20 protein-coding genes and 1 tRNA gene are annotated in these 21,343 nt (G+C 63.2%); 6 read left to right on the forward strand and 15 right to left on the reverse strand.

The features are described from left to right. Positions 1-9: 9 nt before the first annotated feature. Together sufB and V6B08_RS14775 are read right to left on the reverse strand one after the other, a co-directional pair. Entirely contained in the window at positions 10-1,488 is a 1,479-nt protein-coding gene (gene sufB / locus V6B08_RS14770) for a Fe-S cluster assembly protein SufB (RefSeq protein ID WP_341982210.1), read from the reverse strand. Between the two features lie 23 nt (positions 1,489-1,511). Further along, the gene (locus tag V6B08_RS14775) at positions 1,512-1,970 is read right to left on the reverse strand and encodes an SUF system Fe-S cluster assembly regulator (protein ID WP_341982212.1); all 459 of its coding nucleotides are present in this window, start codon (positions 1,968-1,970) and stop codon (positions 1,512-1,514) included. Between the two features lie 147 nt (positions 1,971-2,117). Between V6B08_RS14775 and V6B08_RS14780 the strand changes: the two genes are divergently transcribed. Then, complete coding sequence (locus V6B08_RS14780) at positions 2,118-2,633, forward strand: flavin reductase family protein (RefSeq protein ID WP_341982213.1); 516 nt, start codon at positions 2,118-2,120, stop codon at positions 2,631-2,633. Here the strand turns inward: V6B08_RS14780 and V6B08_RS14785 are convergent. Continuing rightward, positions 2,630-3,346 (reverse strand): hypothetical protein, encoded by a 717-nt coding sequence (locus V6B08_RS14785; RefSeq protein ID WP_341982215.1) that lies wholly within the window; start codon positions 3,344-3,346, stop codon positions 2,630-2,632. The genes V6B08_RS14780 and V6B08_RS14785 overlap by 4 nt on opposite strands. A 117-nt stretch (positions 3,347-3,463) precedes the next feature. Here V6B08_RS14785 and V6B08_RS14790 point away from each other — a divergent pair, with 117 nt between their 5' ends. Both V6B08_RS14790 and V6B08_RS14795 read left to right on the forward strand, forming a co-directional pair. Continuing rightward, positions 3,464-4,144, forward strand: a complete 681-nt coding sequence (locus tag V6B08_RS14790) for an exopolysaccharide biosynthesis protein (RefSeq protein WP_341982218.1) — start codon at positions 3,464-3,466, stop codon at positions 4,142-4,144. 4 nt (positions 4,145-4,148) lie between these two features. Then, the gene (locus V6B08_RS14795; RefSeq protein WP_341982219.1) at positions 4,149-5,060 is read left to right on the forward strand and encodes a diacylglycerol/lipid kinase family protein; all 912 of its coding nucleotides are present in this window, start codon (positions 4,149-4,151) and stop codon (positions 5,058-5,060) included. Between the two features lie 50 nt (positions 5,061-5,110). Here V6B08_RS14795 and V6B08_RS14800 read toward each other — a convergent pair. From V6B08_RS14800 to V6B08_RS14830, 7 genes are all read right to left on the reverse strand, one after another. After that, a tRNA-Lys gene (locus tag V6B08_RS14800) sits at positions 5,111-5,186 on the reverse strand. Positions 5,187-5,269: 83 nt separating this feature from the next. Then, a complete protein-coding gene (gene rodA, locus V6B08_RS14805) occupies positions 5,270-6,418 on the reverse strand; it encodes a rod shape-determining protein RodA (RefSeq protein ID WP_341982221.1) in 1,149 nt (382 codons plus the stop codon). Between the two features lie 2 nt (positions 6,419-6,420). Next, the gene (gene mrdA / locus V6B08_RS14810; RefSeq protein ID WP_341982223.1) at positions 6,421-8,352 is read right to left on the reverse strand and encodes a penicillin-binding protein 2; all 1,932 of its coding nucleotides are present in this window, start codon (positions 8,350-8,352) and stop codon (positions 6,421-6,423) included. 13 nt (positions 8,353-8,365) lie between these two features. Further along, positions 8,366-8,884 (reverse strand): rod shape-determining protein MreD, encoded by a 519-nt coding sequence (mreD, locus tag V6B08_RS14815; RefSeq protein WP_341982225.1) that lies wholly within the window; start codon positions 8,882-8,884, stop codon positions 8,366-8,368. 22 nt (positions 8,885-8,906) lie between these two features. Beyond that, positions 8,907-9,761, reverse strand: a complete 855-nt coding sequence (mreC, locus tag V6B08_RS14820) for a rod shape-determining protein MreC (protein ID WP_341982227.1) — start codon at positions 9,759-9,761, stop codon at positions 8,907-8,909. 78 nt (positions 9,762-9,839) lie between these two features. Beyond that, complete coding sequence (locus tag V6B08_RS14825; protein ID WP_341983492.1) at positions 9,840-10,886, reverse strand: rod shape-determining protein; 1,047 nt, start codon at positions 10,884-10,886, stop codon at positions 9,840-9,842. A gap of 104 nt (positions 10,887-10,990) precedes the next feature. After that, the gene (locus tag V6B08_RS14830; protein ID WP_341982230.1) at positions 10,991-12,577 is read right to left on the reverse strand and encodes a 2-isopropylmalate synthase; all 1,587 of its coding nucleotides are present in this window, start codon (positions 12,575-12,577) and stop codon (positions 10,991-10,993) included. 511 nt (positions 12,578-13,088) lie between these two features. Here V6B08_RS14830 and V6B08_RS14835 point away from each other — a divergent pair. After that, positions 13,089-13,574, forward strand: a complete 486-nt coding sequence (locus tag V6B08_RS14835) for a helix-turn-helix domain-containing protein (RefSeq protein WP_341982232.1) — start codon at positions 13,089-13,091, stop codon at positions 13,572-13,574. A gap of 42 nt (positions 13,575-13,616) precedes the next feature. Beyond that, positions 13,617-14,720, forward strand: a complete 1,104-nt coding sequence (locus tag V6B08_RS14840; protein ID WP_341982234.1) for a nucleotidyl cyclase domain-containing protein — start codon at positions 13,617-13,619, stop codon at positions 14,718-14,720. 16 nt (positions 14,721-14,736) lie between these two features. Here the strand turns inward: V6B08_RS14840 and V6B08_RS14845 are convergent, their stop codons facing one another. Next, positions 14,737-15,924 carry a pentapeptide repeat-containing protein gene (locus V6B08_RS14845; protein ID WP_341982236.1) on the reverse strand — a complete coding sequence of 396 codons (1,188 nt, stop codon included), beginning with the start codon at positions 15,922-15,924 and terminating at the stop codon, positions 14,737-14,739. Between the two features lie 377 nt (positions 15,925-16,301). Here V6B08_RS14845 and V6B08_RS14850 point away from each other — a divergent pair, with 377 nt between their 5' ends. Next, positions 16,302-16,823: a methylated-DNA--[protein]-cysteine S-methyltransferase gene (locus tag V6B08_RS14850; RefSeq protein ID WP_341982238.1), complete on the forward strand. Its 522-nt coding sequence runs from the start codon at positions 16,302-16,304 to the stop codon at positions 16,821-16,823. A 67-nt stretch (positions 16,824-16,890) separates the two neighbouring features. Here the strand turns inward: V6B08_RS14850 and ilvC are convergent, their stop codons facing one another. From ilvC to miaA, 4 genes are all read right to left on the reverse strand, one after another. Beyond that, a complete protein-coding gene (gene ilvC, locus V6B08_RS14855; RefSeq protein WP_341982240.1) occupies positions 16,891-17,913 on the reverse strand; it encodes a ketol-acid reductoisomerase in 1,023 nt (340 codons plus the stop codon). A gap of 43 nt (positions 17,914-17,956) precedes the next feature. Next, positions 17,957-18,475, reverse strand: coding sequence for an acetolactate synthase small subunit (ilvN, locus tag V6B08_RS14860; protein ID WP_341982242.1), 519 nt, complete (start codon positions 18,473-18,475; stop codon positions 17,957-17,959). Positions 18,476-18,507: 32 nt separating this feature from the next. Beyond that, positions 18,508-20,289, reverse strand: coding sequence for an acetolactate synthase 3 large subunit (locus V6B08_RS14865; protein WP_341982244.1), 1,782 nt, complete (start codon positions 20,287-20,289; stop codon positions 18,508-18,510). 65 nt (positions 20,290-20,354) lie between these two features. Continuing rightward, positions 20,355-21,335 carry a tRNA (adenosine(37)-N6)-dimethylallyltransferase MiaA gene (gene miaA / locus V6B08_RS14870; protein ID WP_341982246.1) on the reverse strand — a complete coding sequence of 327 codons (981 nt, stop codon included), beginning with the start codon at positions 21,333-21,335 and terminating at the stop codon, positions 20,355-20,357. Positions 21,336-21,343 lie beyond the last annotated feature (8 nt).

Consider the following 21,343-nt stretch of genomic DNA (forward strand, 5'->3'; position numbering starts at 1 on the left):
CACTCATCCTTAACCTACCGAGCCTTCGAGGCTGACGCCCAGAAGCTTCTGCGCCTCGACGGCGAATTCCATGGGCAGCTTCTGCAGCACATCCTTGCAGAAGCCGTTGACGATGGTTGACACGGCATCTTCCGCCGAGAGGCCGCGCTGGCGGCAATAGAACAACTGGTCGTCGGAAATGCGCGAGGTGGTGGCTTCATGCTCCACCTTGGCGGAGCGGTTGCGCACTTCAATATACGGCACGGTATGGCCGCCGCACTTGTCGCCGATCAGCAGGCTGTCGCATTGCGAGTAGTTGCGCGCATTCTTGGCGCCGCCCTGCATCCGCACCAGGCCGCGATAAGTATTCTGCGCCCGGCCGGCGGAGATGCCCTTGGAAATGATGGTCGACTTGGTGTTGGCGCCGAGATGGATCATCTTGGTGCCGGTATCAGCCTGCTGCGCATTGTTCGCCACCGCCACCGAGTAGAACTCGCCGACACTGTCGTCGCCCTGCAGGATCACGGACGGATATTTCCAGGTGATCGCCGAACCGGTCTCGACCTGGGTCCAGGAAATCTTCGAGCGCGCACCGCGACAGGCGCCGCGCTTGGTGACGAAATTGTAGATGCCGCCCTTGCCGTTCTTGTCGCCCGGATACCAGTTCTGCACCGTGGCATAGCGGATTTCGGCGTCTTCCATCGCCACCAGCTCGACCACCGCCGCGTGAAGCTGGTTGTCATCACGCATCGGCGCGGTGCAGCCTTCGAGGTAGGACACATAGGCGCCCTTATCGACGACAATGAGCGTGCGCTCGAACTGGCCGGTCTTGGCCTCGTTGATGCGGAAATAGGTGGAAAGCTCCATCGGGCAACGCACGCCCGGCGGCACATAGACGAAGCTGCCGTCCGAAAACACCGCGCAGTTCAGCGTGGCGTAATAGTTGTCCGCCATCGGCACCACAGAGCCGAGATACTTCTGCACCAGTTCAGGATGCTCGCGGATCGCCTCCGACATCGAGCAGAAGATGATGCCCATCTCCTTCAGCTTGCCCTTGAAGGTGGTGGCGACCGAAACGCTGTCGAACACCGCGTCCACGGCGATGTTGCTGCCGCCTTCCCTCTCGATGCCGAGCAGGGCTTCGCGCTCGCGCAGCGGGATGCCGAGCTTTTCATAGGTGGCGAGTAGTTCGGGATCCACTTCGTCCAGGCTTTTCGGGCCCTTCTTCTGCTTCGGCGAGGCGTAGTAGTGGATGTCCTGGAAATCGATCTTGGGATAGCTGACGCGCGCCCAGGTCGGCTCGCGGTCTTCCATCTTCTGCCACATCCGGAAAGCCTTGAGGCGCCATTCCAGCATCCATTCCGGCTCGTTCTTCTTGGCCGAAATGAAGCGCACCACATCCTCGTTCAGACCCTTGGGCAGAACCTCGGATTCGATGTCGGTGACGAAGCCGTATTTGTAGTCGCCAAGCTTGGCGACGGTGTCGATGGTTTCAAGGGCGGCAGGCATGGGGCACCTGGGCTGCTACTGGTTCAAGTCGGGCGGCTCGCCGCCGGTCGCTCGGCTGGCGGCTGCATGAAGTCGTAGGCCGGCCGCGCCAGTTCGGCGAGGCTGACCGATTCCAGCGCCTGACGGATGGCGCTGTTGATCTTGTGGATGCCGCGCCGCGAGACGCAGAGGTTTTCGCGGTCGCAGGCGCTCGGCTGGTGTTCGGAACATTGCGTCAGCGCGATTGGGCCATCCAGCGCCGAGACGATATCGGCCACCGTCATCGCCTGCGGCTCGCGGCTGAGCGAATAGCCACCCCGCGCACCGCGCTGGGACGCAAGCAGGCCGGCGCGGCACAGCTTGGCCATCAGCTTGGCCACCGTCGGCCCCGGCAGGCCGGTGGCGGCAGCGGCGGCATCCGCCGTATGCACGGCGGCGGGGGCGGCAGCCACATGGGCCATCACCATCACGCCATAATCCGCCAATCGGCTGAGCCGCAGCATAATCCGGTTCCACCTTTGCGTATTCGGGTTGCTTGTTCGCGCGCAAATAAGACCATTTTGGTCCGGTTTGCAAGATGGTGGCCTGCCCAGCGAAGTCAAGCCGCCGAAAAGATTGCGCTATTTGCGAATCAGCCGCATCTTGGGGCCATGTCTGACCCCTGCTTTCCTGCCTCCCCCCCTGGTCTGGATGGCGACTTCCGCGCCGCCATGCGCCGGCTCGCCGCCACGGTCACTGTGCTGTCGGCCCGCGACCCGCTGGGCCGGCGCTGCGGCATGACCGCTACGGCGGTCACGTCGGTCTCGGCCGCACCACCAGCCCTGCTCGCCTGCGTCAACCGCTCGGCGGCTTTGCATGCTCATCTGGGCCTCGGCAACCGCTTCTGCATCAACCTGCTGCATACCGGGCAGCAGCCGATTTCGGAAATCTGCAGCGGCGGCGCCGAAGGCGAAGCCCGGTTCAATACCGGCGACTGGCGCGACGATGACGAGGCCGTGCCCTACCTGCACGATGCCCAGGCCAATATCTTCTGCGCCGTGGAAGCCGTGCATGCCTATGGCTCGCACGGCATCTTCATCGGCCGGGTGCTGCGGGTGCAAACCCGCGACGCCATCGCGCCGCTGGTCTACCAGGATGGCCGCTATATGCGGACGGAACCGCTTTAGCCGTAATAGGCCAGCACGGTCAGCAGGCGGCGGAACTCGTTCACCACCTGGCGTTCCACCTTCTCGTTCAGCGCCACCACGCTGCGCAGCCGGCGGCGGCGGCTGAGCGGCAGCGGCGGCAGCGGCGCGCGGTTGGCTCCGGGCGGCGCCGCGAAGGGGCGCAGCGGCACGACTTTAGCGGCAGCCGGCGGTGCCTTCGGCTTCGGCGGCGGCACGGCGATCTGCGGCTTCGGCGGTGCCGGCTTGGGCAGCGGTGCTAATTTCAGCGGCGGGCGCTGCTTGAAGCCTTCCGAGCCGTAGACCACGATCCGCGCCTTCTCCTCCTGCTCCTCAATCATTAGCAGGGTGGGGAAACGCTGCGCCAGCAAGGCAAAGGTTTCCGGCGCCATGAAGGCTGGTTCCGGAATCGCGCACCAGCGGTACTGACCCTCGAAACCCAGCGGCTTGCCATGGGCGGCATAGAGCTTGGACAAAGCCTCGGCGAATTTACGATCCTGCTGGAACACCAGCACCACCTGGCGGTGCAGATCCTCGGGCCGGTAGCGGCGCACCACGATCAGCGCCATCTCGGTCGGCCGCGCACCGATCGCAGCGGCGGCACCATAGAAACCGAATACCGTGCCGGCGGCGCGCACATCCTGAGTCAGGAAAGCCAGCCGCTCGGCATGCGGCACGGTGCCCAGGGCAGCGAAGAAGCGCGGCGCGATGCTCATGGCCGCATCCTACCCGGCAAGGCGGGTCCGAGGCGAGTCTGCAAAGTTTAACAAGCTCCTAACAAGCGTCACCGGGCCGCCATGATCCCGCCCCAATTTCCGGGCCAAGTAACGGACATGATTATGCAATCCCCTGCCACCGGCAGCGCCCCGAACAACGCCGTGGGACAACGCCCGGCCTCGATCGCCCGTGATCTGGCCAAGCTGCGCCGCCTCGGCCGCGACCGCCCGGTGACGCTGGCGGAGGCCGCCGAATTGTTCGCCGAACGCTCGGCCCTGCTACTGCTGCTGTTCCTCGGCCTGCTCGGGCTGATGCCATCGCCGGGCCTGCCGCTTGGCTTCCTCACCGGCTCGCTGATCGTGGCAATTGCCGGCGGCATGCTGCTGGCCCTGCTGCTGCGGCGCGACCATGGCCAGGCCCTGCTGCCCGGCATGCTGGCCCGGCGCGAGCTATCGAGCGGCTTCCTCGACCGCTTCCTGCGCTACACGATTCCCCGCCTGCGCTGGGTGGAACGCCATTTCCGCCCGCGCCTGACCTGGATGCTTGGCGGCCTCGGCCTGGCCTTGGCGCTGCTCGGCATTATGATTCAGGCCATCGGTCTGGCGCTGCCGATCCCGTTTGCCAACGCGCCCTTCGCTGTTGGCATCATCCTGATCGCGCTTGGCCTGCTGACCCGCGACGGGCTCGGCGTGCTGGCGGGCCAGACACTGGGCCTGATCAGCACCGGCATCTGCGTCGGCCTCGGCCTTGCCGCCTGGCGTGCCGGCACCGGCATCGCCGACCTGTTGCCCTGGTAACGGCATGGCCACGCAAGTGGTGATAAACGCCGCCTCAGGCACAGCACGTCGCTATGGCCCGGAGGCGCTTGGCGACTTGATCCGCGAGGCCGCCCTGGCCCAAGGCCAGACCGATATGCGCGTGCATGTAGTGCCACCGGAGGCGCTGCAAGGCACCTTGCACCGCGCCGCCAATGAGGCCGAGGAAGTCTGGGTCGGCGGCGGCGATGGCACTTTGCGCAGCGCGGCGGAACTGCTTAAAAAACGTGGCAACCAGCAAGGCGGCATCCTCGGCGTACTGCCGCTCGGCACCATGAACCTGCTGGCCCGCGACCTCAATATTCCGCTGGAAATCGAGCATGCCGTGGCGGCGCTCTGCCAGGGTGATGTTACCGCCATCGATCTCGGCCGGATCAACGACCGACTGTTCCTCAACAAGTCGGCACTCGGCCTCTACCCGGACATGGTGGTGGACCGCGAACGCCGTCGCCGTCTCTGGGGCTTGAGCAAATGGGGCGCCATGCTGCGTGCCGCGTGGCGCGCGGTGCGCCGCCACCGCATGATGCAGATCGCCATTCAGCATCAGGGCCAGCGGCGTGAGATACTCTCGCCCGCCATCGTGGTGGCGGTGGGTGCCTATGAATTCCGTGCCGGGCAGCTTTTCGGCCGCCCCGACCTGCAGAGCGGCGAACTCAATGTTTATATCTCGCATGAAAACAACTGGCTCGGCTCGGCCAGCCAGTTGGCCAAGCTGTTCCTCGGCACGCTGGACAGCGACCCGCGCCTGGAAGTGATCAAGGCCGACCGCCTGCGTATCGACTTCCCGCGGCCCAAGCCGGTCGCCAATGACGGCGAAATCGACATGCTGCCCGGCCCCATCGACTATGCCGTGGAGCCGCGCGCGCTGCGCGTAAGATTGCCGAAACCGGCAGTCTGAGCGCCTGATTTTGTGGAGTGGATCGACTGGAAGTCATTCCCGAGGGGGAATGGTGGGCGCACCAGGGCTCGAACCTGGGACCCGCTGATTAAGAGTCAGCTGCTCTACCAACTGAGCTATGCGCCCAGTCAAATCCGGCGCGGAAGATACTCGGATTCGCAGCGATTGCAAGGGCTATCAGCAGGGCAAATTCATGCCCTGGGGATAACCTATAAGCCGCTCATATGCCTGGGGATTTCCACGTCGCGGTGGACATAGACGCCAATCAGCAGGCCGATACCGATCAGCAGCGTCATCATCGCCGTGCCACCATAGCTGACCAGCGGCAACGGCACGCCCACCACCGGCACCATGCCGGACACCATGGCGATGTTGATGAAGACATAGAGGAACAGCATGGTGGTGAGGCCGCCGGCCACTAGGCGACCGAACTGGTTGCGCGAGCGCATGGCGATGGCATAGCCGTAGGCCAGCACCAGGATATAGAGCGTGATCAGGCCGAGCGCGCCGACCAGACCCTGTTCTTCCGCCAGCATGGTGAAGATGAAGTCGGTCTGCTTTTCCGGCAGGAAACTCAAGTGGCTCTGGCTGCCCTGCAGAAAACCCTTGCCCATGAAGCCGCCGGAACCAAGCGCGATCTTGGATTGCAGGATGTGATAGCCGGCGCCGAGCGGATCCTGCTCCGGGTTCATGAAGGTGAGCACGCGTTTGCGCTGGTAATCGTGCATCAGGTTCCAGGCAATCGGTAATGCCGAACCGCCTGCGATGATCACCAGCAGGAATTTCCACAATCGCACGCCGGCATAGAAGAACACCGCGCCCGAAGTGGCGAGAAGCAGCATGGCGGTGCCAAGATCAGGCTGCTTCATCACCAGCACCACCGGCGCAACCACCAGGCCCAGCGGGATGAACAGCCAGCGGATCATGCCGACTTCCTCATGCGACAGGCCATGGAAGTAGCGCGCCAGGGCCAGCACAATGGAAATCTTCATGATCTCGGAAGGCTGGATATGGATGACGCCGAGATCAAGCCAGCGCTGCGCCCCCATGCCGACACGGCCAACCAGTTCGACGGCCACCAACAGCACCAGGGCCACGGCGTAGAACAGATAGGCCGCCCGCATCCAGACGCGTATATCGGTGATCGCGATGATGGTCATGACGCAGAGGCCGATGGCAAAGCGCAGCATCTGGCGGTCGGCCCAGGGATCGATATCGCCGCCGGCAGCCGAGTAAAGCTGGATGAAGCCGACGCTAGCGATCATGCAGATCAGCAGCACCAGGCCCCAGGTGATATCGCGCAGCTTGCGGCCAAAAGTGAGGTCGTTGCCACGGCTGAGCAGGGAGGTACGGCGCATGCTCAGCCCTCCCGCGGCTTCGGCGCCGGCGCCGGTTGCGGCGCTGACGGCGTATCGGCAGTGGTGCCAGGCGGCGGGCCGGGCGCGCGGTTGCGGCGCGAGGGGTCGAGGCGCTGGGTTTCCAGCAGGATGTCGCGGGCAATCGGCGCCGCCGCCTTGGAGCCGGAACCGCCATGCTCGACGATCACGGCAATGCAATAGCGTGGATTGCCGATCGGGGCATAGGCCACGAACAAGGCGTGGTCGCGCTCTTCCCAGGGCTTTTCTTCGTTCTTGCGCACACGGGTATCGCGTTCCGCCTTGGAAATGCGGCGCACCTGGCTGGAGCCGGTCTTGCCGGCCATGGCGAATTGCGGCTGGGTGATGCGGGCGCCGTGGGCGGTGCCGCGCGGCGGCGTGGTGACACGCACCATGCCCTCCTGAACCACCTCGAGATGTTCGCGCTTGATATTGAGTGAATTGTAAAGCTGGCTGGCGGGGCGCTGTTCCGGCGACGGGCCCAGCACATCGTCATGCCGCACCAGGCGCGGTCGCACCGCATAGCCGCCATTGGCCAGCCGTGCTGTCATGACACAAAGCTGCAGTGGCGTTGCCAGCACATAGCCCTGGCCGATGCCGACCACCAGGGTTTCGCCTTGCGCCCAGGGCTGGCCCAGAGCGCCCTGCTTCCAGGCACGGGTCGGGATCAGGCCGCGGCGCTCGCCGGTAACATCCAGGCCACTGACATCGCCAAGGCCGAGCCGCTTGGCCATGTCGGCGATCTTGTCGACACCGATGCGGCGGGCAGCTTCGTAGAAATAGACGTCGCAGCTCTCTTCCAGGGCCTGCACCAGATTCATGCTGCCATGGCCGCCCTTCTTCCAGCAATGGAAGGTGTTGTTGCCGAATTCCATATGGCCGGGGCAGAACACACGGCTATCGGGCGTGACGGCGCCAGCTTCCAATGCGGCCAGGCCCACCACCATCTTGAAGGTGGAACCGGGCGGGTACTGGCCCTGCACCGCTTTGTTGGTCAGCGGGCGGTATTTGTCGCCGTTGAGCTGGCGCCACTGCGCCGTGGTGATGCCGACATTGAACCAATTCGGATCGAAACCGGGATTCGACACCAGCGTCAGCACTTCGCCGGTATGCACATCCATCACCACGGCTGCCGCACTTTCATCCTTCAGCCGCTCGGCGGTGAAACGCTGCAGTTCGGCATCGATGGTCAGCACCACATCGTCGCCGGTGAGGCCATCGGTGCGGTCCAGCTCGCGGATGGCGCGGCCATAGGCGTTGACCTCGATCTGGCTGTGGCCGGCGCGACCGCGCATATCCTCGTCGAACAGCTTCTCGATACCGCTCTTGCCGATGCGGAAGCCTGGCAATTCCAGCAGCGGATCATCGCCAAGCTCGTTTTCCGCCACAGCGCCGACATAGCCGACGACATGGCTGAACACCGCGCCCATGCCATAGTCGCGCGTCTCGCCAACATCGAGCTGCACGCCGGGCAGGTCCGGGGAATGCAGGTTGATGCGAGCGAAATCCTCCCAGGAGAGGTTTTCCGCCACCACCACCGGCACGAATTTGCGCCGCCGCTCAACCTCGCGCTTCACGCGGGCGCGCTGGGTATCATCGATATGGATCAGATCGGCCAGCTTGGTCAGCGTGGCATCGACATTGCGCGCCTGCTCGGCCACGATCAGCACGCGGTAATTGCGCCGGTTGGAGGCGAGTTCGGTGCCGAAGCGGTCGAGCACGCGGCCGCGGCGCGGCGGCAACAGCCGCATCGAGATGCGGTTCTCATCCGAGAGCAGCGTGTAACGACCGGATTCGAGGACTTGCAAATAATACAGCCGCCCGGCCAGGGCGCCGAACAGGGCCAATTGGCCGACGCCGAGCATCAGCGCCCGGCGGGTGAACACGCGTTGCAGATCCTGGTCGCGCCGGTTCATGTCGCCGCCCTACTCATGTAGGCAGACCGGGGCGCAGATAGCGCTGCTCCAAACGGCTCAGCAGCCAGTAGATCGCCGGATAGAGGCCTAGCGAAAGCAGGAGCTGCGCCAGCAGCGGACGGAAGGCATGGATCTGCCAGTGCAGCAGGCTCGCCACCACCCAGCCGATTAGGCTGGCGCCGATGGCGACCAACGCGAAGGCCCACCAATTGACCAGAAAGGAGGAACCGAGGAAGACGCGGCGCTGCGACACACCGAGTTCGTGGGTCAGCAGCAGGATCAGCGCGTTGAGGCCGAGCGGGCCGGCAGTGATCAGATCAACCACCAGGCCGATCAGGAAAGCGCCCAGCATCGACATCAGGTCGGCGCGGAAGATGCTCCAGTAAAATACCGCCATCAGGGCAAGCGCCGGGGAGACGGTGGCGAAATACGGCAGGCCAACCGGGGCCAGGCCGACCGCGACCAGCAGCAGGCAGGAAACGATGGGCAGGAACCCGCGCATCCGTCGGGTTGCATTCGCCAGGGGCTTCATGGCTGCGCCCCAGAAATCAGGGTCACGGCTTACGCGCGGCGGGCCGCGGCGCCTCCTCGGTATCCAGCCGGGTTTCGTCGAACTGCACCACGCGCAGGAAATCCAGCCGGCCCAGATCGACAAAGGGCCGCAGCCGCACATTGCCTTCCGAGGCGGAAACGATTTCGCCGACCGGGATGCCGGCCGGGAACTGGCCGCCATCGCCGGAGGTGACGACCATCTGGCCGACCTGCGGCTTGGCGCCGGCGGGCAGGTATTCCAGCTTCGGCTGCGGCGAGTTGTCGCCCGCCAGCACGGCGCGGTGCCCGCCTTCCTGGATCATCACCGGCAGGCGCGAATTCAAGTCCGTGAGCAGCAGGATGCGCGCCGCGCGCTGGCCGACCTCGGCAACGCGGCCGACATAGCCACCCTCGCCGATGCTGGCCTGGCCCTTCTTCACGCCTTCCTTGGCGCCGATATTGATCAGCGCGGTGCGCACGAAGGGGCCGCCGCCATCGGCGATGACACGACCGGTGACGAAGCTGTGGCTGAGATCCGGGCCGGCAGCAAGCAGACGGCGCAGGCTGGCATTGTCCTGTTCCAGGCGGCGGGCCACGTCCTGCCATTGCAGCAGGCGGGCATTCTCGACACGCAGCCGGACGTTTTCCTCATGGGCGAACAGCAGATCGTCGACGATGCCGACAATGTTGCCGACGAAGGCGATGGGCTGCGAGACCGCCGACAGCACAGGCTCGAAGATATCGGCGGTGACGGCGCGCACGCGCTCCACGGCCGGGCGGTCGATGCGGCTCAGCAGGATCAGGCCGAGCGCGGCACCGACGAGCAAGAGGAAAGCAAAACGCTGCGCCAGCGCCTTGATCGGCGCAGCCAGCCCCATGCCACGTCCACTCCTCAACCGCATCTAAGCCCCTATTAAATCCAGTCCCCTGGTTGCGGCCCCCGCTCCTATCCCAGCCTAGTAGGAGGGATTGTAGAGCACCTGCTTGAATGTCGTCTTCATGCCTTCCAGCGCACGCCCGGTGCCCAGCGCCACGCAGGACAACGGCTCATCGGCAATGGTCACCGGCAGGCCGGTGGCATGCCGCAGCACCAGATCGAGATTGCCAAGCAGCGCGCCGCCGCCGGTAAGCACGATGCCCTTGTCTACGATATCAGCGGCGAGTTCCGGCGCGGTATGTTCCAGCGCCACCTTCACTGCCTCGACAATGGCACCAACAGGCTCGGCCAGGCTTTCGGCGATCTGGCGCTGGTTGATCACCAGTTCCTTCGGCACACCGTTCATCAGATCGCGGCCCTTGATCTCCATCGAAAGGCCATTGCCCTCTTCCGGCGGACAGGCGGAACCGATCTGCTTCTTGATGCGCTCGGCCGAGGCCTCGCCCACCAGCAGGTTATTGTTGCGGCGGATATAGGCGATGATCGCCTCATCCATCTTGTCGCCACCGACGCGCACGCTGCGCGAATAAACGATGCCGCCCAGCGAAAGCACCGCCACTTCGGTGGTGCCGCCGCCGATATCCACCACCATCGAACCGGTCGGCTCGGTGACCGGCAGGCCAGCGCCGATCGCGGCAGCCATCGGCTCCTCGATCAACTGCACGCGGCGCGCGCCTGCCGACTCGGCGGATTCCATGATGGCGCGGCGCTCCACGGCGGTGGAACCCGACGGCACGCAGATGATGACCTGCGGCGAGGCAAAGCTGCGGCGGTTATGCACCTTGCGGATAAAGTGCTTGATCATTTCCTCGGCGACATTGAAGTCGGCGATGACGCCGTCGCGCAGCGGACGGATGGCCTCGATGTTGCCCGGGGTACGGCCCAGCATCTGCTTGGCCTCGTCGCCCACGGCCAGCACTTCCTTCTTGCCGCGCACATTGCTGATCGCCACCACCGAGGGCTCGTTCAGCACAATGCCACGGCCCTTCACGTAGACCAGCGTGTTGGCCGTGCCGAGGTCGATGGCCATATCGGCCGACATGAAACCCATCAATCGCGAAAACATCGACACTTCACCTCTTGAACCGGATATTCGGGCCGTTATGCGGCGTCAGGACTGGATAAGCAAGGCTTCGCCCCCGCTATTTCCGCGGCCTTAACGCCAGGGGATTACGCACTCAGTGCAGCCGGCGCGGTTTTCTCCCGCTTCACCAGCAGCTTGTTCAACGCATGGATATACGCACGGGCCGAAGCCACCAGGGTATCGGCATCGGCGCCCTGTCCGTTCACGGTTTTGCCGCCTTCGGCGAGTCGCACCGTCACCTCGGCCTGAGCATCGGTGCCTTCGGTAACCGCATGGACCTGATAGAGCTGCAACTTGGCGTCGTGTGGATAAAGCGCCTTGATGGCATTGAACGTGGCATCCACCGGGCCGTTGCCGGTGGCCTTCACGGCGGCCGGCTTGCCATCGATCTCGAGTTCCAGTTCCGCCGATTGCGGCCCCTTGGAACCGGCCACCACCTGCAGGCTCTGGAAGCGGATGCGGTCATTCTCGCGGCCCGTGGTGTCGTCCACCAGCGCCACCAGATCCTCGTCGAACACATCTTTCTTGCGGTCGGCGAGATCCTTGAATCGCGCGAAGGCATCGTTGAGCTGGTTGTCGGCAAGCTGGAAGCCGAGCTCCTCCAGCTTCTTGCGGAAGGCATGGCGGCCGGAATGCTTGCCCATCACCAGGGTCGAACGATTCAGGCCGACCGATTCCGGCGTCATGATCTCGTAAGTGCCGGCATGCTTCAGCATGCCATCCTGGTGGATGCCGCTTTCATGCGCGAAGGCATTGGCGCCGACGATGGCCTTGTTCGGCTGCACGTTGAAGCCGGTGACCGAGGAGAGCAGCCGCGACGCTTTGGTGATATCGGTGGTGCGGATACCGGTATCGAAAGCCATCGCATCGCCGCGCGTGCGCAGCGCCATCACGATCTCTTCCAGCGCGGCATTGCCGGCGCGTTCGCCGATGCCGTTGATAGTGCATTCCACCTGCCGCGCGCCGCCGATGACGGCCGCCAGCGAATTCGCGACAGCCAAGCCGAGATCATTATGGCAATGCGCCGAAAAGCGCGCCAAATCACTGTTTGGCACGTTTTCGATGAGATAGCGCATCAGTCGTGTATATTCCGCCGGCACGGTGTAACCGACCGTATCAGGCACATTGATGGTGCGTGCGCCGGCCTTGATCGCGCTCTCGATCAGGCGGCAAAGGAAGTCGGGATCAGAGCGGGTGCCGTCCTCGCAACTCCACTCGACATCGTCGCAAAGATTGCGCGCATGGGTGACGGAATCGATCACAGCCTGATGCACCGCATCCGGCTCCATCTGCAGCTTGTACTTCATATGCAGCGGGCTGGTGGAGATGAAGGTGTGAATGCGGGCGCGCTTCGCCGGCTGCAATGCTTCCCAGGCGCGGTCGATATCCTTGCGACCGGCGCGGCTGAGCCCGCAGACCACGGAATTCTTCACCCGCTTGGCAATTTCATGCACGGCTTCGAAGTCACCGTTCGATGCAATCGGAAAACCGGCCTCGATGACATCAACACCCATCGCTTCCAGCGTCTCGGCAATGCGCAGCTTCTCTTCCAGATTCATCGAGCAGCCTGGCGATTGCTCGCCATCGCGCAATGTAGTGTCGAAAATAATGACGCGTTCACGCGCCGCGATTTTCGATTCGCCGCTCAGGTTGTTTGCTGCAATGCTGTTCATGACAGGCCCTCTCCACCCTGACGCATAGCCGCCACGGCCATGGGGATCACGGGCCGGGCTGCGCGCCAATGCCCGCGCCTAACCCGATCCGACCAATATTTCCGTGGTTTAGCGATAGTGTACACGCTTCGACGGGTCCTCGGCAAAGGCGATCCCGGCTGGCCGGGATGGCGGCAATACGGATTGGTGACGCCTAACACTGTGCTTTGCCGGGCTTAAAAGAGCGTGAACAGTTAACCATGTCAGGTTGCCGGGCGATTACGGCAATTTCATGGTAATACAACTAAAAAGGTTATGGTTGCGGTACCACGAGCCGAGCATAACCAACGATATAGGAACGCGTGACTCGATATTAGCGATAATTAACGCGTAACTCCTTAAAATCAAAGATAAAATCTCCCCTGAAAGATGCCAAAGGCATCCGGCTGGTGGGAAAATTACGAAATACAGTCTAGACTTGTTGAATCTAGTCGCCCAAAGCCGGCATGCCTGACTCTTGAAGGAGAATATCGTGCCGACTACCACCGAGGGCAGCATCGCCGGCCGCTCCAAAGGCGCCAAGAGCCGCGGCCCCAACCAGTTCGATAGCCATGTCGGTCGGCGGCTGCGTGCCGCCCGCACCCTTGCCGGCATCAGCCAGACCCGGCTGGGCGAAGCGGTTGGCCTCACCTTCCAGCAGATCCAGAAGTATGAGAAGGGCATGAACCGCATCGGCGCTAGCCGCTTGCAGCAATTCGCCCATATCCTGAATGTGCCGCCGTCCTATTTCTTCGAAGGCCAGATGGATGAAGGCGCCGCGATTGCCGCCACCCCGGCTGTCGATGAGATCGATGCCGAGACTTCGGGCCGCGTATCGCAGCGCCAGGCCATGGAGCTGGTGCGCTACTTCAGCCGCATCGACTCGAAAAGCCTGCGCCGCCATATCTTCGATCTGGTGAAGGCCGCCGGTGCACAGCCGGGCGAAGTCGCCGGCCCGTCGCTGGAAGAGATCGACTGACACCCGCTTTGACGCGAAGGCACGGCCTTCGATCGAGGTCGCATGCAAGGCGACGAACGCAGCGGCGATAGCGCCGGCTATGGCGAAATCTACAATGTGCTGTTCGATCTGTGGCGCTTCGGCAGCAACGCCCTGGTCGGCTGGCGTCCCAGCCGTCTCGGCATCGAAGTCATCACCGTGCCCAAGGTGCGGCTGTTCTTTGCCGACACCGCCAACCCGCGAATCTTCGCCGGCAGCCGCCAGATGGGCGGTCATACCTTCGACATGGTGGCGCAGGAACTGAATGTGCAGCCGATCGAGATCCGGCTCGACCAGGCCATCGGCACCGAACCAGGCGAAGCGCATCCCGAGCGCGTCGATGAGCTTTTCGCTGCCTTTGCGGTAACGCTAACCCAGCACCGCGCCGTGCTGCTGATCGATATTGTCGGCTTCTCGCATCGCAGCCCGGCGGAACAGGCGGCCCAGCTCGCCACCCTGGAATTCGCCATCAATCTGGCCGAGGAAATAAGCCGCAAGCGCGGCCTCAAGGTGGAACTGGCCCGCACAACTACCGGCGACGGCTTCTATGTCTGGAACCGGCTCAAGGGCTTCACCGAGGATATCGATTTCTTCTGCTGCTTCGCGCTGTTCGTGATGATGTTCAAGACGCTGGAGCGCACTACACGCGTGCCTGCGGCGATCCCGGAACTGCGGCTCTGCCTCGGCATCGGCAGCCATTTCCAGTATGGCCAGCCACGCGCCAATGGCGGCATGGCAGGGGAATTCATCGTCGGCAATGTCACCATAGAAGTCGCCCGCCTGATCGGTGCGGCTAAGGCAGGGCAGATCCTGGTCGGAGATTTCCGCCGCCCAATCTCAGATGGCGGCACGCTCTGCGGCACGGAAGTATTCCTCGCCGCCGTATCCGAGCGCATCAATGGCCTTGGCGAGTTGCGGCTGTTAAACATGCCGGTGGAACGCCTCGCCTTTTACCTGACCGGACAGCGTGCAGCCGACGGCAGCTATCCGCCACAGGCGATAACAGTGCTCGACAAGCATGGCTTCGAGCATCGCTGCTTCAACGCCAAGCTCAACGCACATCCGGTTGGCGCTGAACCGATCTTCGGCGGCCTGCAGCACACCGACATGATTCAAGCCCCAGACTGAAGCTCCAGACTTATGCCTAAGACTTCACGCAGGCAGATAAGTCGAAGCCATCGAGTTCGGCCCGCACCAGATCGGCACCGGAGAAATTCGTTGCGAACTGCCGTCCGGTGAATTGCCCGGTGGGACTGTAGATCGGCACGCTGCCGCTTTGTGCACCCCGGAAATTCGACAGCCGCAACGTCGCGCCGGTGAAGTTGGTGCCACTGATATGCGCCTCGGTAAAATCGGCACCAATCAGCTTGGCATTTGAGAAGTTCGTCAGCTTCATCGAGGCTGCGGCAAAACGCGAGCCGCAAAGATCGGCACCGCTGAAATCCACTGCATCCAGCATCAGACCGGAAAAATTGAAGTAGCGCAGTTGCGCATCCTTCAGGATCAACCGGCGGCCCTGCTGGCCGCGCGTTTCCACCCAGTCGGTATGCAACAGCAATTCGCTTTTGAGGAACTCGGGAAAATCCTGCGGCTCGGTCAGCAGCGGCGGGCTGGCGGTGAGTTGCTCGATCGCCACGCCCTTGATCACCGCATTGGTGAATTCGGTGCCGAGGCTGACTACGCCGCTGACCGTGGCATTGACGATCTGAGCGCCTTCCAGATTGGTGCCGATCAGCTTGGTGCCGATCAGTTTGGTATCGCCGAGATTGGCGCCGGAGAGATTGGCGTGTGACAGGTCGGCATTGCGCAGGTTGGTGCCGAAGAAATTCGCGCCCGAGAGATCGGCACCAATCATGCTGGCACCGGAAAGATCGACGCCGGAAAACTCGGCACGCGATGCGTTGGCGAATTCCAGCAGGCAGTCGGTGAGGTCGGAGGTTTCAAGACCCGTGCGGCCGCCCTGCGCACCCATCATCACGCCACCGCGGAAATCAGCACCGCTGAGCTTGGCATGATTGAGGTTGGCGCCCTTGAGGTTGACACCGCGCAGGATCGCATTGGTCAGGTTGGCATGCTTGAGATCGGCTTGTTCAAGATTGGCGCCGAACAGATCGGCTTCCACCAGATCGGCCTTGGCCAGCCTGGCGCGCGTCAGATCCGAGCCGGAGAGTTTCGCCTTGGTGAGAACGCGGCCTTCGAAATTGGCCCCGATCAGACTCTTGCGGGTAAAGTCGATGACCTTGACCGTGGTCGGTGCGCGGGAGCGGAAGCGCTCCTCCATACGCACATCGAAGCCAGGGCCTTCAGGCGGGGTGCGGTCATCAAGCGGCATGCATGGGCGTCCTGCGCCGGCAACGCGGCATTGCTGTGTAACGCGCAATATTAGCTTTGTTGAGAGACAATTCTACTGGTGACTATATCGAATTTATGTGGAATGGCTGCGGCGATTGATTACGCAGAATCCGTCAGATTCACGCAGCAAGTTTACGCCTTTTGGCGAAAGCCAAACGGATTTCGGCAACCAGGGCAGTGGCAGGCGCGGAAAGCGACCGACCCTTGAGTTGCAGCAGACCGATCTGACGGCTGAGCGAGGGCCCGGTCAGCGGTCGCATGGTGAGGCGGTCGCTCGAAAACATCGCGAAGGTAAGCGCCGGGATCGAACCGGAACAGGCACTTTCGTTGTCGCTTTTTGCCCGCCACAATCGGGCAATGAGCGACCCCGCCTTCACTCTCGATACAATCAAGACGCCCATTGGCACAGCCCTGATCGCCAGCGACGATCAGGGTCATTTGCGTATCCTCGACTGGGAAGAGCATGAGGCGCGCATGCGCCGCCTTGCCGTCAGGCAATACAAAGCTGGCCTGCACCTGACGCCGGGCCATGCGCCAGCCGCATTGCGCAAGCAGCTCATGGCCTATTTCTGCGGTGATCTGCGCAGTATCGATGCCCTGCCCTGCGCCTTCGAGGGCACGGCATTCCAGCAGCGCATCTGGCAGGCGTTGCGCGCCATCCCGGCTGGTAAAACGCTGACCTATGGCGCGCTGGCGAAACGGCTCAAGCTGTCGCCGGCCTCTGCCCGCGCTGTCGGCCTGGCCAATGGCGCCAACCCGATCAGCGTGGTGATCCCCTGCCACCGCCTGATCGGTGCCGATGGCAGCCTCTCCGGCTATGGCGGCGGGCTGCACCGCAAGGAATGGCTGCTGCGGCATGAAGGCGTCGCAATAGCATAAGCGGGCCGCACAAAAGCAAACGGCCGCCGGATCACTCCGGCGGCCGTCCTGTTAAGCGGAATGCCGCTTAGTTCGAGCGGTTCTTGTCGACCAGCTTGTTCTTGGCGATCCACGGCATCATGCCACGCAGCTTGGTGCCCACTTCCTCGATCGGATGGGCAGCCATCTTGGCGCGGGTGGCCTTGAACGAGGTCTGGTTGACCTTGTTCTCCAGCATCCAGTTGCGGGTGAAACGGCCCGACTGGATGTCTTCCAGCACACGCTTCATCTCGGCCTTGGTCTCGGCGGTGATGATGCGTGGGCCGGTAACGTATTCACCGTATTCGGCGGTGTTGGAGATCGAGTAGTTCATGTTCGCGATGCCGCCTTCGTAGATCAGGTCCACGATCAGCTTCACTTCATGCAGGCACTCGAAATAGGCCATTTCCGGCGCGTAGCCGGCTTCCACCAGGGTCTCGTAGCCGGCCTTGATCAGTTCGACCAGGCCGCCGCAGAGCACCACCTGCTCGCCGAACAGGTCGGTTTCGCATTCTTCCTGGAAAGTGGTCTCGATGATGCCGGCCTTGCCGCCGCCATTGGCCGAGGCATAGCTGAGCGCGATTTCCAGCGCGTTGCCCGAGGCATTCTGGTGCACGGCAACCAGCGACGGCACGCCGCCGCCCTTCAGGTATTCGGAGCGCACGGTGTGGCCCGGACCCTTCGGCGCGATCATGAACACGTCGATGTCCTTGCGCGGCTCGATCAGGTTGAAGTGGATGTTCAGGCCATGCGCGAAGGCAAGGGCGGCGCCCTCCTTCATATTGTCGCGCAGGTCATTCTCCCACAAAGCCGACTGGCCTTCATCCGGGGTCAGCACCATGATCACATCGGCCCACTTGGCGGCTTCGACCGGGGTCATGGTCTTGAAGCCGGCATCCTTGGCCTTCTTGTTGCCTGGCGAACCCTTGCGCAGCGCCACGGCGAGGTTCTTCACGCCGCTGTCCTTGAGGTTCTGGGCATGGGCATGGCCCTGGCTGCCGTAGCCGACGATGGCGACCTTCTTGCCCTTGATCAGGTTCAGGTCGGCGTCGCGGTCGTAGTACACACGCATGGTTTCTTCTCCCTTTAATGCGTCGTGGTTTGCAATAGATCGGTTAGAGGGCCTGCGGGCCGCGGCTGATCGCGACCACGCCGGTACGCGACACTTCCACCAGGCCGAGCGGCTGCATCAGCTTGATGAAGGCATCGATCTTCTCCGGCGTGCCGGTAACCTCGAAGACGAAGGATTCAATGGTAGAGTCGACGGCGCGGGCGCGGAAGATATCGGCGATGCGCAAGGATTCGACCCGCTTGTCGCCGACACCAGCCACCTTCACCAGCGCCAGCTCACGGGCGATATGCGGGCCTTCGACCGACAGATCATGCACGCTATGCACCGGCACCAGGCGGCCAAGCTGCGCCTTGATCTGTTCGATCACCGCATCGGGGCCGGACGTGACGATGGTGATACGCGAGAGATGGGCGGCATGCGACACCTCGGCCACCGTAAGGCTCTCGATATTGTAGCCTCGGCCGGAGAACAGGCCGACGACGCGGGCGAGGATGCCGGGCTCGTTATCGACCAGCACGGAAAGGATATGCGACTGAACCGGCAGCGTGACTTGCGCAAACATGATGATGGTTTCCCGTATTCCTTGATCAGCGCTCAGACGAGCGCCATGCCCTCTTCGCTCACCGCCGGCTCCGGATCAGCGTCGCCGTGGTTGGGCAGGATCATTTCGTTATGGGCGGCGCCCGAAGGCACCATCGGGAAGCAGTTCTCGTTCTTCGAGACCGCAACATCGACCAATACCGGGCGGTCGATCTTGATCATCTCGTCGATCACGCCATCAAGGTCGCCCGGCTTGGTGCAGCGCAGACCAACGCAATGGAAGGCTTCCGCCAGCTTCACGAAGTCCGGCAGGGCTTCGGAATAGCTTTCGGAATAGCGGCTGCCATGCAGCAACTCCTGCCACTGGCGCACCATGCCCATATATTCGTTGTTCAGGATGAACACCTTCACCGGCAAACGGTATTGCGCCGCGGTGCCGAGCTCCTGGATGTTCATCAGGATCGAGGCTTCGCCGGCGATATCCACCACCAGCTTGCCGGGATGGCCAAGCTGCGCGCCGATCGCCGCCGGCAGGCCGTACCCCATGGTGCCAAGGCCGCCCGAGGTCATCCAGCGGTTCGGTTCATCGAACTTGTAGAACTGCGCCGCCCACATCTGGTGCTGGCCCACTTCCGTGGTGATGAAGGTCTCGCGGTGCTTGGTCTTTTCATACAGCCGCTGGATGGCGTATTGCGGCTTGATGATCTTGTCGTCCTGGGTGAAACGCAGGCAGTCGCGGGCACGCCACTGGTCGATCTGCTGCCACCAGGCATCCAGCGCCTTCACCTTCGGCTTATAGCCGGCTTCCTTCCACACCGCGATCATGCGTTCCAGCACGCGGGCGGCATCGCCGACGATGCAGAGATCAGCCCGCACCGTCTTGTTATGCGACGACGGGTCGATATCGACATGGATCTTCTTCGAACCCGGCGAGAAGGCATTGAGGCGGCCGGTGATGCGGTCGTCGAAACGCGCACCGATATTGATCATCACGTCGCAATCATGCATGGCATGATTGGCTTCCCAGGTGCCGTGCATGCCAAGCATGCCGAGGAACTGCCGGTCAGTGGCCGGATAGGCGCCCAGGCCCATCAGCGTCGAAGTGATCGGGAAGCCAGTGAGCTTCACCAATTCGCGCAACAGCTTGGCGGCCTTCGGGCCGGCATTGATGATGCCGCCGCCGGTGTAGAAAACCGGGCGTTCGGCCTGCGCCATCAGCGCCACCGCTTCGCGGATCTTGTTGTCGTCGCCTTCGACACGCGGGCTGTAGGTCTTGTGGCGCACATTGGCCGGGCCGGTATAGGGGCCATGCGCCACCTGCACGTCCTTCGGCAGGTCAATCACCACCGGGCCGGGCCGGCCATTGGTGGCGACATAGAAGGCTTCATGGACGATGCGCGCCAAGTCGGCCGGGCTCTTCACCAGGTAGTTATGCTTGGTGCAGGGCCGGGTGATGCCGGTGGTGTCGCATTCCTGGAAGGCATCGGTGCCGACCAGATGCGTCGCCACCTGGCCGGTGAGGCAGATGATCGGGATCGAATCCAGCAGCGCGTCGGTGAGGCCAGTGACGGCATTGGTGGCGCCAGGGCCGGAGGTGACCAGCACCACGCCGGGCTTGCCGGTGGAACGGGCATAGCCCTCCGCCGCATGCACTGCGCCCTGCTCATGGCGCACCAGGACATGGCGAATGGCGTTCTGCTTGAACAGGGCATCGTAAATCGGCAGTACCGCGCCGCCCGGATAGCCGAAAATGACCTCGACGCCCTGATCTACAAGCGCCTTGATCACCAGCTCCGCGCCGGACATGGTCTGCTGTTCACGCTGCTCGGTCTGCATAACTCCATTCCTTAAGTTGCGGGCACACGAAACCCTCGCGCACCCCTGTAAAAAAGCGCGCCACCCTAAACACCGCCATAGCCGACGGTCAACAGATATCCCATAAGAAATGGAAAGATTTTTGCCTCTGGGTTGAAATTTTCTTTCTCCCCGAGGTCGGTTTCCTCAACCAGGTCCGGCTGCATCTGATGCCGGAACCATGTGGTCTGACGCTTAGCGTAATGCCTTGTATTCGTTTGGGCAATCGCAATCGCCTGGCCCAATGGCAGTTCACCGCGCAGGTATTGCAGCAATTCCGGCAGGCCATGCGCCTTGCGCACCGGCGCATCGGCCGGAATATCCCGCCGTTCCGCGAATTTCCTGGATTCCTCAAGGGCGCCGGCGGCCATCATCGCCTCAAAGCGCCGGTCAATCCGGGCGTAAAGCAGCCCGCGCGGCGGCCGCAGCAGGATGCGGCAGACCGGATTGGGCAGGCCCGGCTCGGCCGCCTCGCGCTGCCAGGCAGCCAAGCCCCGGCCCGTCGCCAGCCAGACTTCCCAGGCCCGTACCACCCGCTGGCTGTCGCCGGTTTTGAGCCTTGCTGCGGTTTCCGGGTCGGCGGCTGCCAGTCTGCCATGCAGGCCGGCGGTACCCAGCTCGGCCAGCGCCGCTACCGCCTGGTCGCGGATATCCGCCGGGATGGCCGGAATCCGCGCCAGGCCCTCGGTCAGCGCCCGCATATACATGCCGGTGCCACCGCACAGGATCGGCAGCAGGCCTTTTTCGGCCGCCTCCGCGATGGCTTGTCGGGCCAGCCCGCACCAGACCGAGGCGGTGCCATGCTCGGCGGCATCCAGCACGCCATAGAGCCGGTGCGGCGCGCGGGCCTCCTCCGCCGGGCTTGGCCGGGCGGTCAATACATGCAGGTCGCGGTAGACCTGCATGCTGTCGGCATTGATCACCATGCCCCGGAACCGTTCGGCAATTGCCAACGCCAGGGCCGACTTGCCGCTGGCGGTCGGCCCGGCAACGATGACAAGCGGCAGGCTGGAAGGTATATCGGTCATCCGTTCTT

The sequence above is a fragment of the Ferrovibrio sp. MS7 genome (assembly GCF_038404985.1).
Classification (GTDB): Bacteria; Pseudomonadota; Alphaproteobacteria; order Ferrovibrionales; family Ferrovibrionaceae; genus Ferrovibrio; species Ferrovibrio plantarum.